This is a genomic window from Nonomuraea solani, assembly GCF_900108335.1.
Taxonomy (GTDB): Bacteria; Actinomycetota; Actinomycetes; order Streptosporangiales; family Streptosporangiaceae; genus Nonomuraea; species Nonomuraea solani.
In genome coordinates this window covers 854523-870787 of sequence record NZ_FNVT01000001.1, presented here as the reverse complement: position 1 = coordinate 870787, position 16265 = coordinate 854523, and the positions used below count along the sequence as shown (strand labels likewise).

Below are 16265 nucleotides of genomic sequence, written 5' to 3'. Positions count from 1 at the left end.
AGGAGACATCGATGCAAGCGTCTCGTCGCAGGTTCCTCGCCGCGGCCGCGGGCGGGCTGCTCACCGTGCCGATGGCCGGCCGCGCCGAGGCGGCCGGCTCGGCGTGGAGCCGGGTGCCGCAGATCAGGCGGCGGATCCGGCCGCCGCGCTTCCCCGGCCGCAAGTTCCCGGTCACCTCGTACGGCGCCGTCGGCGACGGGACGGTGAAGTGCACTGACGCCTTCAGGCAGGCCATCGAGGCGTGCGCGGCGGCGGGCGGCGGGCGCGTGCTGGTGCCGGCGGGGACGTACCTGACCGGCGCCGTCCACCTGGCCGACAACGTCGACCTGCACCTGGAGGAGGGCGCGACCCTCAGGTTCAGCCGCGATCCCGCCGACTACCTGCCGGCCGTCTTCACCCGGTACGAGGGCATCGAGCTGATGAACTACTCCCCGTTCATCTACGCCCACGGCCGGACCAACGTCGCCATCACCGGCAGGGGCACCATCGACGGCCAGGCGGACGCCACCCACTGGTGGGACTGGTCGAGCGACCCCGCGCCGTCGGAGGGGCCCGACAAGAAGCTGCTGGCGAGCCTGGCCGAGCAGGGCGTGCCGGTGGCCGAGCGGGTCTTCGGCGAGGGCCACTACCTGCGGCCGAACCTCATCCAGCTCTACCGGTGCCGCAACGTCCTCATCGAGGGCGTGACGGTCAAGGACTCGCCGATGTGGAACATCCACCCGGTCCTGTGCGCCAACGTGACCATCAGGGAGGTCACGGTGGACAGCCCGCGCGGCCCCAACAACGACGGCTGCGACCCGGAGTCGTGCGTGGACGTGCTGATCGAGCGGTGCGTGTTCGACACCGGCGACGACTGCGTGGCGATCAAGGCGGGCAAGAACGCCGACGGCCGCCGGGTGAACGCGCCGTCCATGAACATCCTGGTGACCGGGTGCGTGATGCGCGACGGCAACGGCGGCGTGACGGCCGGCAGTGAGACGACCGGCGGCGTGCGCTGGGTGTTCGCGTGGGACTGCGAGATGAGCAGCACCCGGCTGGAACGCGCGATCCGGATCAAGACCAACCCGGAACGGGGCGGCTACGTCAGGGACCTCTACTTCCGGGACATCAGGGTGGGGCAGGCGGCCGACGCGGTCGTCGAGGTGGCACTCAACTACGAGAACAAGCACACCGGGCCCTATTTCCCGTATGTCGGCGACATCGACATCCGGGGGTTGCGGGCCGAGCGGGCGCCCAGGGCGTTCTACCTGGTCGGCAACCCGGGCAACCCGATCAGGGGCGTGCGGGTGACGAACAGCGTCTTCACGGAGATGACCGAGGCCGACGTGGTGACCGATGTGACCGGGTTCGTCTTACGCGACGTGTGGGTCAACGGCGAGCGCGTGTAGCAACTTCCGCGCCGCGAGTATCGTCCCACCCTGTATGGGGAGCGCACTGATCGACGGGGACCCGCAGCGTATCGGCGACTACTGGCTGGCCGGGCGGCTCGGCGCGGGCGGCCAGGGGGTCGTCTACGAGGCCTACGATCCGGCCGGGGAGCGGGTCGCGGTCAAGGTGCTGCGGGGTGATCCGGCCGGGCAGCCGGAGCTTCGGGAGCGGCTGGCCAAGGAGGCGGTGGCGGCGCGGCGGGTGGCCTCGTTCTGCACGGCGCGGGTGCTCGGGGCCGATCTGGAGGGGCCCAGGCCGTACATCGTGAGTGAATATGTCGAGGGCGCCAGCCTGCGGGACGCCGGGCGGCTGTTCCGCGGCGACGACCTGCACCGGCTGGCCACCGCCATCGCCACCGCGCTGACCGCCATCCACGACGCGGGCGTCGTGCACCGCGACCTCAAGCCCGACAACGTGCTGCTCGGCCCGGACGGACCCCGGGTGATCGACTTCGGGATCGCCCGCACCCTGGAGATGTCGGTCACCTCGACCGGGCTGGTGACGGGCACGCCCGGCTACATGGCGCCGGAGGTGTTCTCCGGGGAGCGGGCGGGGACGGCCGCCGACGTGTTCGCCTGGGGAGCGGTCGTCCTGTACGCGGCCACCGGCAAGGACCCCTTCAGCGGCGACGCGCTCGGCGCCGTCATGCACCGCGTGCTCTCCCACGAGCCCGGCCTCGACGTCCTGCCCGCCTCGCTGCGCGAACTCGTGGGCGCCGCGCTGGCCAAGGACCCGGCCCGGCGGCCGGCGGCGCGCGAGCTGCTGCTCGGCCTGCTCAGCGGCGCCGGGAGCCTGAACACCAAGCGGCTGCTCGCCCAGGGCGCCGACGACGGCCGCCAGGTGCGGGCCGCGGCCGACGATCCCGCGCTCGGCGTCATCGCCGAGGACGCCTACGCCGCGCTCTCGCCCGCCGACCGCGAGCTGGTGCCCGAGCTGTTCCTGCGGATGGTCACGATGACCGAGAACGGCGAGCTGGTGCTGCGCGAGCCGCGCAGGTCCGAGCTGCCCGACGGGGTCGAGCCGGTGCTGGAGGCGTTCACGTACGTGGTGACCGGCACCGACCCCGTCCGGCTCATGCGGCCCGCGCTGCCGCTGGCCTGGCCCCGGCTGCGGGCCTGGATCGAGGCCGAGAAGGACGGGCTGGCCGTGCACCGCCGGATCACCACGGCGGCCGAGCGCTGGCGGGAGCACGGCCGCAGGGACGGCGACCTGTTCCACGGCAGCACCCTGGACGACGCGCTGGGCTGGGCCGCGGGCGGCCGCAAGCACATCACGCTGACCCCGGCGGAACGGGACTTCCTGGAGGCGGGCGCCTCTCTCACCCGGCGGCGCTCCCGCCGGGCCAGGCTCTTGTCCGCGGGCCTGGCCGTCCTGCTGATGGTGGCCCTCATCGCGGGCGGCCTGGCGGTATGGCAGGCCAGCACGCTGGCCGAGCAGAGCGCCACGTTGGCGGGGCAGCGCGACGCGGCCGACTCCGCCCGGCTGGCCGCCGCCTCCGACGGGGTCAGGGAGAAGGATCCCGTGCTCGCGATGCTGCTCAGCGCGACGGCCGGGCGGCTCTCGCCCACGGCCGAGGCCAGATCGAGCCTGCTCGCCTCGGCCACGGACCCGGCGAGCGCGGCCTTCCGCGACCCCGCCACGGGCCCCGACGTGGCGCGGGCGCTCACAGCCGACGGCCGCTTCCTGATCAGCGTCGGCCAGGACGAGGTCAGGGTGTGGGACGTGGCCACCGGACGGCGGGCCGGCGGCTTCACCGGGCTGGGGCTGGCCGAACGGCGGTTGCGCGCGGTCGCGGTCAGCGAGGACGGCCGGGTGCTGGCCGTCGGCGACAGCCAGGGCGTCGGGTTCTGGGAGCTGGCCACCGGGCGGCCCACGGGCCAGCGCCTGCCCGCGAGCCAGGAGCTCGAACTGCGGATCGCCTTCAGCGGCGGACGGCTGCTGGTGAGCATCGGACAGGGTGCGCAGGTCTACGACTGGCGCACCGGCAAGGCGACCCCGCTGCCGACGATGTGGCCGGCCGCCGTCCATCCGGACGGGACGTTCGCCGTGTCCGGACGTGAGAGCTGGACCCTTCCGTCGGGCCGGGACCGCGCCGGCTTCCCGAACATCTGCAAGTCGTGCGCCAGCGTCCCGGCCTTCAGCCCCGACGGCCGGCGGCTGGCCGTCGCCGACACCGCCGGCCTGACCCTGTACGACGCCCGTACCCGCGAGCAGGGCACCACGCTCATCACCTGGGAGAACCTGGCGGTGCCGGTGTTCAGCCCGGACGGCCTGCTGGTCGCGGGCCTCGGGGACACCACGATCACCGTGTGGCAGCCGGACGCCGACGAGCCGCTGCTGCTCAGGCGCGAGGTGGCCGACCCGGTGACCGCGGCCGCGTTCACCCCCGGCGGGCTGCGCTACCTGAGCGAGGACAGCGTGGTCACGCTCCGCACGACCCCGGACGCCGGCGAGCCCATGGACTCGGTACGGCTCAGCCGCGACGGCCGCCTCCTGGCCACCCACGCGGTCGACACCACCAAGGTGACCCTGAACGGCAGAAGCCTGGAGGCCGGCGCCTTCAGCAGCTACGACAGCGAGTTCGCCTTCAGCCACGACAGCGCCCTGCTGGCGATCAGGCGCGGGGAGAACGTCACCGTCCGGGACACCGCCACCTGGCGCTCGCTGGCGAGCCTCAGGCCAGGATTCAACCCGACGAGCGAGCCGAACTCCGCCCTGCCGACGGCCAAGGGGCTCTGGACGGCCGGGGAGAAGACCTTCACGCTCTGGCGGCTGCCCGGCGGCGAACGGCTCAAGCAGGTGCCCAGACCGCGCCTGTTCGGCTGGACGACCAGCGCGGACGGGCGGCTGGTCGGCCTGGACGCGGACCGGCTGCGCCTGGTCGACCTTGAGACCGGCGAGCCGTTCGGGGCCCGGTTGCCGCTGCCCGCGCAGACGGAGGACGTCTGGTTCAGCGACGACCTGAAGCTGGTCGCGGTGGGATACGACCTCAAGGTCGGCATCTGGAACACGGAGACGGGCGCGCAGGTGGGCGACTGGCTGCGGGTGGACGCGGCGTCGTGGGACGCGGCCTTCTCCCCCGACGGGCGGCTGTTCGCGTTCGCCAACCAGGACAACGCGCTCAGCCTGTGGGACGTGCGGCGCGGGGAGCCCGCGGGGCCGGAGGTCGGGCTGTCCGGCAGCGCGCGGTCGGTCGCGTTCACGGCCGGCTCCGCCGAACTGCTGGCCATCGGCAGGGGCGGGCGGGTGACCCGGTTGCCGGTGGCGGTGGACCCGCTGGTCGCCACCGTGTGCGAGCGGGCGGGACGCGGGCTGACCGCGGCCGAATGGCACCGCTACCTGCCGGAACGCCCGTACGAGCGGGGCTGCGCGGGCAGACCGTGACGGTCAGGCGCGGGACGGGGTGGCGGCGCCCAGGCCGGGGCCGCCGGTGGACGAGCCCCGGCCCAGCAGGAGCGTGCCCAGCCACATGACCGCCATGCCCAGCGCCACCAGCTCCGAATTTCTTCCGTCCTGGAACGTCGCCACCACCAGCAGCACCACGCCCGAGACGGTGACGGCGGCGCTGACGGCCGTGGCCCGGCGCAGCACCGCCAGCAGGACGGCGAGCGCGAGCAGGGCGCCGTAGAAGAGTTGCGACCCGAGACCGTAGATCACCGGCTCGACCCCCAGGAAGCCCTTGACCTGCTCGTACAGCGCCCGCATCCCCTCACGGTCCACGGCGGTGAACCCGGCGTACAGGTCGATGACCATCTGGGTGACGTTGGCGGCGACGCCGAACAACGCCACCCCCGTCAGCGCCTCCACCGCCACCCGGCGGCCGCCCGTCACCGGTCCGGCCAGCCCGCGCATGGCCAGGGCCATGATGCCGCACATCGCGAAACCGGCCAGCCAGGCCACATGCGCGGCCGTCCACCAGGGGCCGGGCACGAGGCCGCCCTCGATCGGACGCATGAGAAGCCAACCGGCGAGCAGGGCGGCGGGGCCGGCGCTGAAAGAGAGCTGGGCCAGACGGGTCGCGGGGTTCATGCCTTCCACGATGCCCGACCGGCCCGGGCCTTCTCATCGGTGATCGTCCCTGATTTACCCCTCGTGGAACCCTGGTCCCTCAAGCCGGGTCGGGGACGGTGAAGAGGGCTGCCGCGCTGTCCACCATCAGGTGTTCGCCCTTGATCTGGGAGGCCATCTCGCGGCCGATGAGCGTCTGCCCCGGCAACTGGCCGTCGCCGCCCTCGGGCCCGAGCGGGACCAGGATCAGCGCCGGCTGCCGCTCGTACGCGACCGTCTCCCCCTCGCCGGTGATCGTCGCGCGCAGGTTGGCCGCGAGCAGCTCGCCCTGCATGCGGGCGAACCCGGCCATGTCGCGATCGGCGTCGGAGATGTCACCGATCGCGAAGACCCGCTCCTGGCCCTGGACCCGCAGCAGCCCGTCCACGGCCAGGCGACCCTGGTCGTCCCGGGCCCGAGCCAGTGTGCCGCGCAGGTAGTCGGTGCGGGGGGCGACGCCGAAGCACCGGTACCAGACGTCGGCGGTCAGCTTCTCCCCCGCCTCGGTGGCGATCGCGATGGACGCGGCCGTGGCGGGCGGCGCGCTGGGGAGCTCGCGCAGCGGGCTGCCGAGCTTGAGCTCCACGCCCAGCTCGGTGAGCTGCCCGCGCAGCTCGTCGCGGAGCTCCTGCGCGTACGGCCCCGTCAGGATGTCGGGGGCCACGTCGGCGATGGTGACGTGCTTGCCGGGGAACGACGCCTTGATCTCGCCGGCGAGTTCGAGCCCGACGGGCCCGGCGCCGACCAGGAGCACGCGTTCGGCGCCGGCCAGCACCTCGTGGGCGGCCCGGACGGCGGCCTTGGTGGACTCCGTGTCCGGCTTGTCGGTCTTGGCAGGGAACGGGTACGCCGAGCCCGTCGCGAGCACCAGGTAGTCGGGTTCGAGCGTCTCCCCCGAGGCGAGCGTCACGTGCCGGCCGTCCACGGCGACGGCGCTGTCCCGCAGGAAACGCCCGTTGACCAGCAGGTGGCGGTAGGGGAAGAAGATCCGGTCCAGCCACTCCGGCTCGACCAGCGCCCGCAGCGACGCCAGGTTGTGCATGAACGCCTCGTTCGGGTCGACGAGCGTCACGTCGGCCACGTCGTCGAGCAGCTTGGCGACGAACATGCCGCCGTAGCCGCCCCCGAGCACTACGACACTCGGGCGCGTACCGGCCTTTTCGATCATCAGAGACTCTCCTCGCTAGCAATGCAGATGTCGCTAGGTTATGCATATTCGCTTCTAAAATCAAAGCGGCAATTTTTCGACTAGTCTGGAGGCATGCCGAAGGCTCCCGCGCGACACGACGTCGAACAGTGCGAGCGCAGCAACGCGGCGCTGACACGGGCCTTCACGATCCTCGGCAAACGCTGGAGCGCGGTCGTGCTCGGCGGCCTGAGCGTGGCGCCGGCCGGGTTCCGTGAGCTGTCGCGCGCGATCGAGGGGCTCAGCGACTCGGTGCTGTCCGACCGGCTGTCCGAGCTGACCAAAGAGGGCCTGATCGCCCGCACCGTGGACGAAGGCCCGCCCGTCACCGTCTCCTACGAGCTGACCGAGAGCGGCCGGGCGCTCATGCCCGCCCTCGAACAGATCTCCAGCTGGGCAGAGGCACACTTGGGGCCCGCCGACCCCTGCTAGTCAAGCCGCCCTACCTGGGCAGACTTGTGGACTGACCGTTATGTGGTTAACGTCGATCGAGCCCATCGACGTGCTCGACGGCGTGGACAACGACCGGCTCGTCTCCCTCCTGGTCGAGACCCTGGTCAGAGCTGGACGCTGAAGATGATGGCGGCCCGCAGAGCCAGCACCCCGGCCAGGACCAGCAGCGACAGCGCGACGGGCTGACGCAGGGCCACCGCGCCACCGGCGGACAGGCGTTCGGTGGCCAGGCCGTACAGGCCGGGGACCAGGCCGGCGAGGGCCACGGCCCACAGCGGCAGCCAGGGCAGGGCGAAGACGATGTCCTCGGTGCCGGCCGTGAGCAGCGTCAGCGCGAACGCCACGATGAGGGCCAGTTCGAGCAGGGAGTACAGGCGCTCCGAGACCGAAAGCATCGGGGTGCTCGGGCCCGCGTCGGGGCGGTAGCGGGCCAGCAGCAGCATCAGCGCGGCCGACCCCGCGAGGCCCGAGGCCAGGAAGAGGCCGCCCAGCGCCCACGTGTCGCTCCACACCGGCTGGTTCGACACCGACAGCAGCACGCCCGTGTAGCCCGCGATGAACAGCCCGAACAGCGAGCCGGCCACGTTGAACAGCCGGTTGTCCAGCCGGACGACGAGCGGCAGGCGGATCTTGCCGTCGCGCACGAGGGCCGCCGCGAACGACACCGTGGTGATCGCCCCGAACACGACCAGCGCCCACGCCCCGATCGACATCGGCGACCAGTACTTGAAGTTGAGCCCCGGGTTGCCCGGCGTCGTGTTGATCAGCATGTGCCAGAACCGCAGCGGCTGCCCGAGGTCGAGGGCGAGCAGCAGCGGCGCGATGAGCATCGGCGGGAACGCGATGTAGAGGCCGATCCTGGCCATCGGCTCGTCCCCGGGCGCGTTGCGCAGTCTGAGCAGGGTGGCCAGCACGTACGAGCCGCCGGACAGGCCCGCGAGGAAGAAGTAGAACAGGATGTACCAGAGCCAGTCCGGCGGGCCGGCGAAATGCTGGACCTCATCCATCGGCTTCCACTTTCTCCTTGCGGCGGCGCAGCGCGATCAGGCCGCCGAGCACGCCGAGCACGGCCGTGACGGCGGCGGTCAGGTAGCCGCTCGCGTTGTTGCGGCTGGGCAGGACGGCGTTGCGTTCGTCCGGGAGGCGGTATTTCTCCGGTTCGTCCATGAGCAGGAAGAACGCGTTGAGGCCGCCGTACACCTTCTCGTCGTGCCCGTAGAGCCGGGCCTGGGTGACGCCCTGGGCGTGCAGGGTCCGCAGCCGCTCGGCGGCCGTCGCGCGCAGTTCGGAGACGGGGCCGAACTGGATCGACTCGGTGGGGCAGGCCTTGGCGCAGGCGGGGGTCATGTCGTTCTGGAGGCGGTCGTAGCAGAGCGTGCACTTCTGCGCGATGCCGGTCGTCTCGCTGGTGCCGATGACGTCGTACGGGCAGGCCGCGATGCAGTCGCGGCAGCCGTTGCAGACGTCGGGCTGGATGAAGACCGTGTCGAACTCGGTACGGATGATCGCGTTCGTCGGGCAGACCTCCATGCAACTGGCCTCTTTGCAGTGCTTGCAGACGTCCGACATCATCAGCCACGCCTTGCCGTTGCCCGTGGTGACGCTCTCGTCGGGGACGTTGTCGTGGAACTGCACGTGGCGCCAGGTCTCACCGTCGAGCCTGCCGGTGTTGTCGAACCCGTCCAGGAACGACGGGGCGTGGCCCTCCAACTGGTTCCACTGCTTGCAGGCCACCTCGCATGCCTTGCAGCCGATGCACACGCTGGTGTCGGTGAAGAACCCGTACGCCTGGCCCGGTGTGATGTGCGGCATCTCAGAACCCCATCAGGTTGGGCGTGATCTTGGTGTAGCCCTGGTCGGCCAGGTGCAGGTCGATGGGCACCGCGGCCAGCTCGTCGACCTGCGGCACCGCCCTCGGGTCGCGGCCGAGGTCGACGTCGATCAGGTAGCGGTGGCAGCTCTCGCAGGACTCGGCGCGCAGGTGCGGGAACACCGACGCTTCGCCGGGGGCTTTCCTGCCGACCCGCGCGGGCCCCGCCGCCGGTTCGGCGTGGACCGTGCGTTTAGCGCTCTCGCCGCAGGCCGGGCAGGTGGTGGCGGAGAAGTTCCACTCGTGGGGGCACTTGGCGCAGGCGAGCATGCGGCGGGCGCTGACCAGGGGGTCGTCGCTCGCCTGCCGGAAGCTGACCTGCGGCGGGCCGCCGCACTCGGGGCAGCGCCCGGCCGCGCCGCCCTTTCCTGGTTCGAGGGGGACGACGCGCATGGTGGCGCGGGCCAGGTAGCGCTCGACCGGGGTGAGCTCCTCGTCCGCCAGCCACGCGGCCAGCAGCCCAGGCCCGTCTCCCGGCTCGGCCGTGCGCATGGCCTCGGCGAGCGGGGGCGGCCCCGAGGTCACGGTGGCGGACATGACGCGCGGCAGGAGGTTCTTTCCCGCCCACTCCAGCGGCGCCCGCGGCGGGGCGGACTCCCATACTCGCGTCAGCGCCACGTACAGGGCCATGATCTCGGACGCGTGCGGGTAGCGTTCCCGCAGCTCCAAGGCCCGCTCCCGCCCGTACATCAGAGCTTCTCGATGTTGACCAGGAACGCCTTGTACTCCGGCGTCCGTGCGCTGGCGTCCCCCACGAACGGCGTGAGGGCGTTGGCCAGCCAGTGCTGACCGGTGGTGATGCCGACGAAGCCCCAATGGATCGGGATGCCGATCTGGTAGACCTGTCTGCCGTCGATGTCGAGCGGGCCGAGCCGCTTGGTGACGACCGCGCGCACCTCGAGCTTGCCGCGCCTGGACGACACGCGTACGAGGTCGCCGGTCTCGATGCCCTTCTCGGCGGCCAGCCCGGCGGGCACCTCGACGAACGCCTCCGGCTGGAGCTGGACCAGGTGCTCGACGTTCTGGGTGACGTAGTGCTCGTGCTCGGTCAGCCGGTACGAGGTCGCCACGTACGGATAGTCGGCCACGGTGCCGAACCGGTTCGGGCGCCCGGCCCGCTCGTCGTACCGGTAGGCCACCGGCGTCGCCGACACCTGCGGATGCAGCGGGTTGGCGATCGGCGCCTCGACGGGCTCGTAGTGCTCGGGGAACGGCCCGTCGGCCACCGCGTTGCTGAACAGGCGGCCCACGCCCTCGCCGGTCATGATGAACGGCAGCGGCGCGTCAGGGCCGGGACCGGTCGTCGGCGGGTAGTCGGGCACGTCGCCCTCCCACTTGCCGTTCACCCAGGCGATTCCGGGGCGGGCCGGATCCCACGGGCGGCCGTTCTCGTCGGCGGAGGCCCGATTGTAGAGGATGCGGCGGTTGGCGGGCCAGCTCCAGGCCCAGTTCGGGTAGAGGCCCATGCCGCTGGGGTCGTTCCTGGCGGGATCCTGTACGCCGTCGCGCCGCCTGGCCAGGTTGCCCGCCTCCGGGTAGTGGCCGGTGTAGATCCAGTCGCCCGCGCTGGTGGTGCCGTCGTCCTTGAGGTCCACGAAGGTCGTCAGCCGCTTGCCGTTGACCAGGTCCCTGCCGTTGATCTCCTGCGCGATCTCGTCCAGCTCGGGCTTCCTCGGGTTCCGGTACGGCATCGTCAGCTTTCTCACCGGGTCGGGGAACTTGCCGCCCTGGGCCTCGTACAGGTCTCTGACCCGCTGGAAGAGCTCGGCGAGAATCCAGTGGTCGTGCCGCGACTCGCCCTCCGGCGGCAGCACCTGCTCCTTCCACTGCACCCAGCGGCCGCTGTTGGTGAACGAGCCGTCCTTCTCGATCCAGTGGGTGGCGGGGAGCATGAACACCTCGGTCTGGATCTTCGCCGGGTCCATACCGGGCGCCTGCCAGAACTCCGAGCTGGTCGTCGCGAACGGGTCCATGACGCACAGCCACTTGAGGTTCGACAGCGCCTGGAGCACCTGGTTGGAGTCGGGGCCGATGCTGGTCGCGGTCATCCCGGACAGCATGAGGCCCTGCATCTTGCCTCTCAGCGCCTGGTCGAAGATCGAGATCCAGGAGGAGTTGGCGGCCGGTTTGGGCAGGTAGTGGAAGGCGAACTCGTTGTCCTTGGTGGCGGCGTCGCCGTACCAGGCCTTGAGGAGGCTGACCAGGTAGCGGCGGTAGTTCTCGCCGAAGAAGTTGACCGCCCTCGGGTGCTGTCTGACGCTGGCGCTCTCGTCCAGGTACGCCTTGACGTCCTTCTGGCCGGGGGCGGGGATGCGCAGGTAGCCGGGCAGGATGTCCCACGAGATGGCGTGGTCGGTGTTGCCCTGGATGTTGGCGTGGCCGCGCTCGGCGTTCATGCCGCCGCCGGGGCGGCCCATGTTGCCGAGCAGGAGTTGCAGGATGGCGCCCGAGCGGATGAGCTGCACGCCGGTGGTGTGGTGGGTGAGGCCGACGGCGTACACGATGGTCATGACCTTGTCCGGGCGTCCCATCTCGCCGACCTGCCGGGCGACCTGGAGGAACTGGTCGCGCGGGATGCCGGTGATGCGGGCGACGGTGTCGGGGTCGTAGCGCTGGTAGTGGATGCGCAGCAGGTTGATCACCGAGCGCGGGTGGTCAAGGTCGATCTTGGCGTGGCCGTTCTCGTCCGTCTCGTACGCCCACAGCTTGGTGTTGTAGACGCCCTGCTCCTGGTCGAAGCCGTTGAACATGCCGTCCTTGAACGCGTACCCCTCCTTGACCACGAACCCGGCGTTGGTCGCCCACCGGACGTACTCATCGTGGTGGAGGCGGTTCGCCAGGACGTAGTTGATGAGTCCCCCGAAATAGGCGACGTCGCTGCCCGTCCGGATCCTGACGTACGTGTCCGCCACCGCCGAGGTCCTCGTGAACCGCGGATCCGCGTGAATGATCTTCGCGCCCCGGTCGAGCTTGGCGCGCATGAGCCATCGGAAGCCCACCGGATGGGCCTCCGCCGGGTTGGCCCCGTTGACCAGGATGAGATCGGCGTGCCTGATGTCACGCCAATGGTTGGTCATGGCCCCCCGGCCGAACGTGGCGGCCAAACTGACCACCGTGGGACCGTGTCAAACACGGGCCTGTTGTTCGAGGTGAACCAGGCCCAACCCCCTCATCAGCTTGGTGGCCAGATAACCTTCTTCGGAGCTGAACGCCGCCCCGCCGGCGAAGGCGATGCCCTCGCAGCGGTTGACGACGTTGCCGTCGGCGTCCTGGGTGACGAACGTGGCGTCGCGCGCGGCCTTGATGTTCCTGGCCAGGCGGTTCAGCGCGAACTCCCAGGAGACCCGCTGCCACTCGCCCGCTCCCGGCGCGCGGTAGAGCGGGTGCGGCACCCGCCTGCGCGACACCGCGAGCTGCAGCGCCGTCGCGCCCTTCGGGCAGAGCGTGCCCTCGTTGACCGGGCTGTCCGGATCGCCCTCGATCTGCAGCAGCTCCGTCTTCCCGTTCGCGGCCTTCTTGGTGTACGCGACGAGCGAGCAGCCGACCGCGCAGTACGGGCAGAGCGAGTGGGAGAGCGTGGCGCCCTCGATGCGCAGGCGCTGCTTGACGCCGATCGACGCGGTCAGGTCGAAGCCCAGCGCCGAGCCACCGGCCACCGGGCCGATGCTCAGGAACTGCCGCCGGCTGACCTCCATACCGGACTCCCCTCAACCGCGGGTCCGTGGTTTCACCGTATGATCCGGCCCTGCGCGCGTCTAGCCCTGGGCGAGCTGGAGGTCGTGCCGGCCGCCCGGGTCGTCGGGATTGCGCAGCAGATCGAGCAACCTCGGATCGGCCGGCACGAGCACACCGTGATCACCGCGCTCGGCCGCCTCCCGCAGAACCTCCCGCCAGGCGGCCCGGCTGGCGGGCACGTTGACCGATGCCCATCGCCCGGCACCATCCTGAAGGTGACCGCCGTCCGTCTGCTCGACCTGCTCGGCGATCAGGACGAGCCGGCCGCGGCTCAGGCGCTCGACGGTGGTTCGCGCGGGGGACGCCGGGTCGACGGCCACGACCAGCAGGGAGCGGTACGTGAGCGCGGCGAGCGCGGCGGTCAGGGTGAGCGGATCCAGCTCGGGCGCCGCCCCGTGCTCCACCCACAGGGCGTCGGCCCCGGCCGCCTCGAACGCCACGGCATCGGTGAGCCACTCCCCGGGATCGCCTCGCGGCCTCGGCAGCACGACCCCCACCCTGACCCGCGCGTCCTGTTCAGTCATGGCGACCTCTCATGGTGCTGTGACGACGATCCGCAGGCGGTCGTCGATACGGCGGGTGAGGCGCAGCCGGTCCAGGTGTTCCAGCAGCGGGATCACGACCCGGCGGTTGGTCCCGAGCGCGGCCCGCGCGTCCCCGGCCGTGAAGGGCTGCGGCAGCCCCGCCAGAATCCGCACGGCCGCGGCGTCGGCCCCCGGCAGCAGGACCACCCCGTCGGCGAGCCGCAGCACCAGCCCCGCCCGGGCGGCCACCGCGACCGCCTGCCGGGTGAGCCCCAGTTCGGGCAGCCGCGCCGCCTCCGGAGCCAGGTACGGCTCCCCGGCCAGCTCGACCCGCAGCCGCCCGACCGCCTCGGCGACCGCGCGCGGCACACCGCCACCGTCGATCCGCCCATCCGCCACCCGCAGCGCCGGGCAGGTCCTGGCCAGCGCCTCGACCAGCTCACGTGTGGGCAGGCCCAGCGCGGTCCTCGCCGCGTCCACCGGAATGCCCGGCTGCTCCCCCACGATCGCCCCGAGCCGCTCACCCAGCTCCTTCCACCGCCCGGGATCGACCAGCCACTCCCCCGGCGCGTCGGGAACGTCGAGCCCCATCGCGACCAGCTCCGCCCTCCGTGCCACCCCGCGCCAGCCCAGCACGGTGGCCGCGTCGGGGACCCGGCTCATGAAGGGCGCCAGCTCCGCCGCCCGCCTGGCCGCCGAGCCCCGGCGGCGCAGCGCTGGAGGACGTACGTCCAGGACGAGCACGCTCACGATCGGCCGCCCCGAGCACCGCAGCAACGCCCGGTCGCCGATCCGCAGGGGAAGCGCCCGGCCCAGCGTCAATCTGGCCGCACCCGGCGGCGCGAAGGGCCGCACCTTGACCGGAACCGAAGCCGACCCGATGTGCAGAACGGCCTCACGCGGCGGGTCGTCGCACTCCGGCCGCACGTCCGCCCCCGGCTCCGCGCAAGCCCCCAGCCGGACGTCCACCACGCTCGTCTCCACCCAGGCCCCGGGCGTGAGCAGCGTCATGCCTCTGGCCGCCCGCTCCCGCTCCACCCCTCGCAGGTTGACCGCCACCCGCGCCGCCGCCGTCACCTCATCGGCGGCCTCGCCCGTGACCTGTAACCCCCGCACCCGCACCCGCTCGCCACCCAGCACGAGCGAGTCCCCCACCCGCAGCGTGCCCGCCGCCAGGGTGCCGGTGACCACGGTGCCCGCGCCCTTGATGGTGAACGCCCGATCGATCCACAACCGCACGGGCGCGTCCGGGTCCGGCGGCGGCAGCGAGGCGGCCAGCAGGTCCAGCCCCTGCCGCAGCTCGGCGAGCCCCTCCCCCGTATGCCCGCTCACCGTGACCACCGGCCAGCGCGGGATCCGCTCCCGGGCCGCCGCCACGGCCGGCGCGGGGTCCATCAGGTCGCACCGGGTCACCACCAGCAGCCCGCGTTCCACGCCGAGCGCCTCGATCGCCTCCCAGTGCTCCTGCGACTGCGCCTGCCACCCCTGGTCGGCCGCCAGCACGAACATCACCGCCGGCACCGGCCCGAGCCCGGCCAGCATGTTGGTGACGAACCGCTCGTGCCCCGGCACGTCCACGAAGGCCAGGCGCCGGCCCGAGGACAGCGTGGTCCAGGCGAAGCCGAGGTCGATGGTCATGCCGCGGCGGCGTTCCTCGGCCCAGCGGTCGGGTTCGATGCCGGTGAGGGCGCGGACCAGGGTGGACTTGCCGTGGTCGACGTGGCCGGCGGTGGCGATCACGTACATGCGCGCACCGCCTCCACCAGCTCGTCGTCCTGCGACGGCGGGACCGAGCGCAGGTCGAGGAGGAGCCTGTCGCCCGCGACCCGTCCCACCACGGAGGGGTCGCCCAGGCGGAGCGGGAGGGCGAGCCGTTCGGGGAGGGCGAGGGCGACGCTGGGCAGCTCGTACCCGGGCGCGCCGCCGCCACCCACCACGCTGACGCTGCTCACCACGTCGGCGGCGAGGGTTTCCGCCAAGCGGTGGGCGCGCGTTTCGAGGTCGGTGAGGGTGGTGTGGAGGGCGAGGCGTACCGGAGGGTCGGCGCGGAGCGTGGCCTCCAGGGCGGCCAGCGTGAGCTTGTCCACGCGCAGCGCCCGCGCCAGCGGATGGCGGCGCAGCCGGTGCACCAGGCCGGAGCGGCCCAGGATCAGCCCGGCCTGGGGCCCGCCGAGCAGCTTGTCGCCGCTGGCCGTGACCAGGGAGGCGCCGGAGCGCAGCACCGTACGGGCGTCGGGCTCCCCGGGCAGCAGCGGCTCGGGGGCGAGCAGGCCGGAGCCGATGTCCACCACGACGGGCACCGGCAGGGCGCACAGCTCGGCGACCGAGGCCGCGGCGGTGAAGCCCTCGACCCGGAAGTTGGACGGGTGCACCTTCAGCACGAACCCGGTGGCGTCCCCGACGGCCTCGGCGTAGTCCTGGCGGTTGGTGCGGTTGGTGGTGCCGACCTCCCGCAGCCGGGCCCCGGTCGACTCCAGCAGGTCGGGCAGCCGGAACCCGTCCCCGATCTCCACCATCTCACCGCGGCTGATGACGATCTCGCGCCCGGCCGCCAGCACGGTCGCGACCAGCACCAGCGCCGCCGCGTTGTTGTTGACGACATGGACGCCCTCCGCCTCGGGCACCGCCCCGGCCAGCGCCCGCAACGCCGTCCGCCCCCGCCCGGCCCGCTCCCCGGTCGCCAGGTCGAACTCCACGTCCGTACACCCGGCGGCGGCCCCGACCGCCGCCACGGCGGCGGCGGAGAGCGGCGCACGACCCAGATTGGTGTGCACGAGCACCCCGGTCGCGTTGATCACCCGCCGGGGCCCCGCCGCCAGCGCCGCCACGGTCTCCGCCACCACGTCCTCCGGCGCGATCCGCCCGTCCCTGGCCCGCTCCTGCGCCGCGGCCACCGCCCCTTTGACCACCTCCCGCCCGGCCCCCTCACCCGCCGCGACCACGCGGGGATCGGCCAGAACGGCGTCGGTACGGGGAATGCGCCGGCGCGGATCGCCCGTCACGGTGACCCCGCGGGGTCCGG

The 16265-nt window shown here is 72.4% G+C and carries 13 protein-coding genes; 3 read left to right on the top strand and 10 right to left on the bottom strand.

Translation table 11 applies throughout. The features are described from left to right. Positions 1-11: 11 nt before the first annotated feature. On the top strand, positions 12-1388 hold the full coding sequence (locus C4V41_RS03840) for a glycoside hydrolase family 28 protein (protein WP_103954289.1): 1377 nt from the start codon (positions 12-14) through the stop codon (positions 1386-1388). 34 nt (positions 1389-1422) lie between these two features. Continuing rightward, a complete protein-coding gene (locus C4V41_RS03835; protein WP_103954288.1) occupies positions 1423-4812 on the top strand; it encodes a serine/threonine-protein kinase in 3390 nt (1129 codons plus the stop codon). A 3-nt stretch (positions 4813-4815) separates the two neighbouring features. Here C4V41_RS03835 and C4V41_RS03830 read toward each other — a convergent pair whose 3' ends face one another. Together C4V41_RS03830 and C4V41_RS03825 are read right to left on the bottom strand one after the other, a co-directional pair. Continuing rightward, entirely contained in the window at positions 4816-5457 is a 642-nt protein-coding gene (locus C4V41_RS03830) for a hypothetical protein (protein ID WP_103954287.1), read from the bottom strand. 79 nt (positions 5458-5536) lie between these two features. Continuing rightward, the gene (locus C4V41_RS03825) at positions 5537-6643 is read right to left on the bottom strand and encodes an FAD-dependent oxidoreductase (protein ID WP_103954286.1); all 1107 of its coding nucleotides are present in this window, start codon (positions 6641-6643) and stop codon (positions 5537-5539) included. 93 nt (positions 6644-6736) lie between these two features. Here C4V41_RS03825 and C4V41_RS03820 point away from each other — a divergent pair, with 93 nt between their 5' ends. After that, positions 6737-7093 (top strand): winged helix-turn-helix transcriptional regulator, encoded by a 357-nt coding sequence (locus C4V41_RS03820; protein WP_103954285.1) that lies wholly within the window; start codon positions 6737-6739, stop codon positions 7091-7093. A gap of 125 nt (positions 7094-7218) precedes the next feature. Here the strand turns inward: C4V41_RS03820 and nrfD are convergent, their stop codons facing one another. Genes nrfD through selA form a run of 8 tightly spaced genes read right to left on the bottom strand, consistent with a single transcriptional unit; the run spans position 7219 to position 16245 of the window. Then, positions 7219-8121 (bottom strand): NrfD/PsrC family molybdoenzyme membrane anchor subunit, encoded by a 903-nt coding sequence (nrfD, locus tag C4V41_RS03815; protein ID WP_103954284.1) that lies wholly within the window; start codon positions 8119-8121, stop codon positions 7219-7221. Then, a complete protein-coding gene (locus C4V41_RS03810) occupies positions 8114-8926 on the bottom strand; it encodes a 4Fe-4S dicluster domain-containing protein (protein ID WP_103954283.1) in 813 nt (270 codons plus the stop codon). The genes nrfD and C4V41_RS03810 overlap by 8 nt, the downstream gene beginning before the upstream one ends. A 1-nt stretch (position 8927) precedes the next feature. After that, positions 8928-9674 carry a formate dehydrogenase accessory protein FdhE domain-containing protein gene (locus C4V41_RS03805; protein ID WP_103954282.1) on the bottom strand — a complete coding sequence of 249 codons (747 nt, stop codon included), beginning with the start codon at positions 9672-9674 and terminating at the stop codon, positions 8928-8930. Then, the gene (fdnG, locus tag C4V41_RS03800; RefSeq protein WP_103954281.1) at positions 9674-12097 is read right to left on the bottom strand and encodes a formate dehydrogenase-N subunit alpha; all 2424 of its coding nucleotides are present in this window, start codon (positions 12095-12097) and stop codon (positions 9674-9676) included. The genes C4V41_RS03805 and fdnG overlap by 1 nt, the downstream gene beginning before the upstream one ends. Positions 12098-12109: 12 nt before the next feature. Next, positions 12110-12679 (bottom strand): molybdopterin-binding domain-containing protein, encoded by a 570-nt coding sequence (locus C4V41_RS03795; RefSeq protein ID WP_103954280.1) that lies wholly within the window; start codon positions 12677-12679, stop codon positions 12110-12112. 60 nt (positions 12680-12739) lie between these two features. Next, positions 12740-13243, bottom strand: coding sequence for a hypothetical protein (locus tag C4V41_RS03790; RefSeq protein WP_103954279.1), 504 nt, complete (start codon positions 13241-13243; stop codon positions 12740-12742). A 9-nt stretch (positions 13244-13252) separates the two neighbouring features. Beyond that, positions 13253-14989, bottom strand: a complete 1737-nt coding sequence (gene selB / locus C4V41_RS03785) for a selenocysteine-specific translation elongation factor (protein ID WP_103954278.1) — start codon at positions 14987-14989, stop codon at positions 13253-13255. Next, complete coding sequence (gene selA / locus C4V41_RS03780; RefSeq protein ID WP_103954727.1) at positions 14980-16245, bottom strand: L-seryl-tRNA(Sec) selenium transferase; 1266 nt, start codon at positions 16243-16245, stop codon at positions 14980-14982. Before selA ends, selB begins: the two co-directional genes overlap by 10 nt. Positions 16246-16265 lie beyond the last annotated feature (20 nt).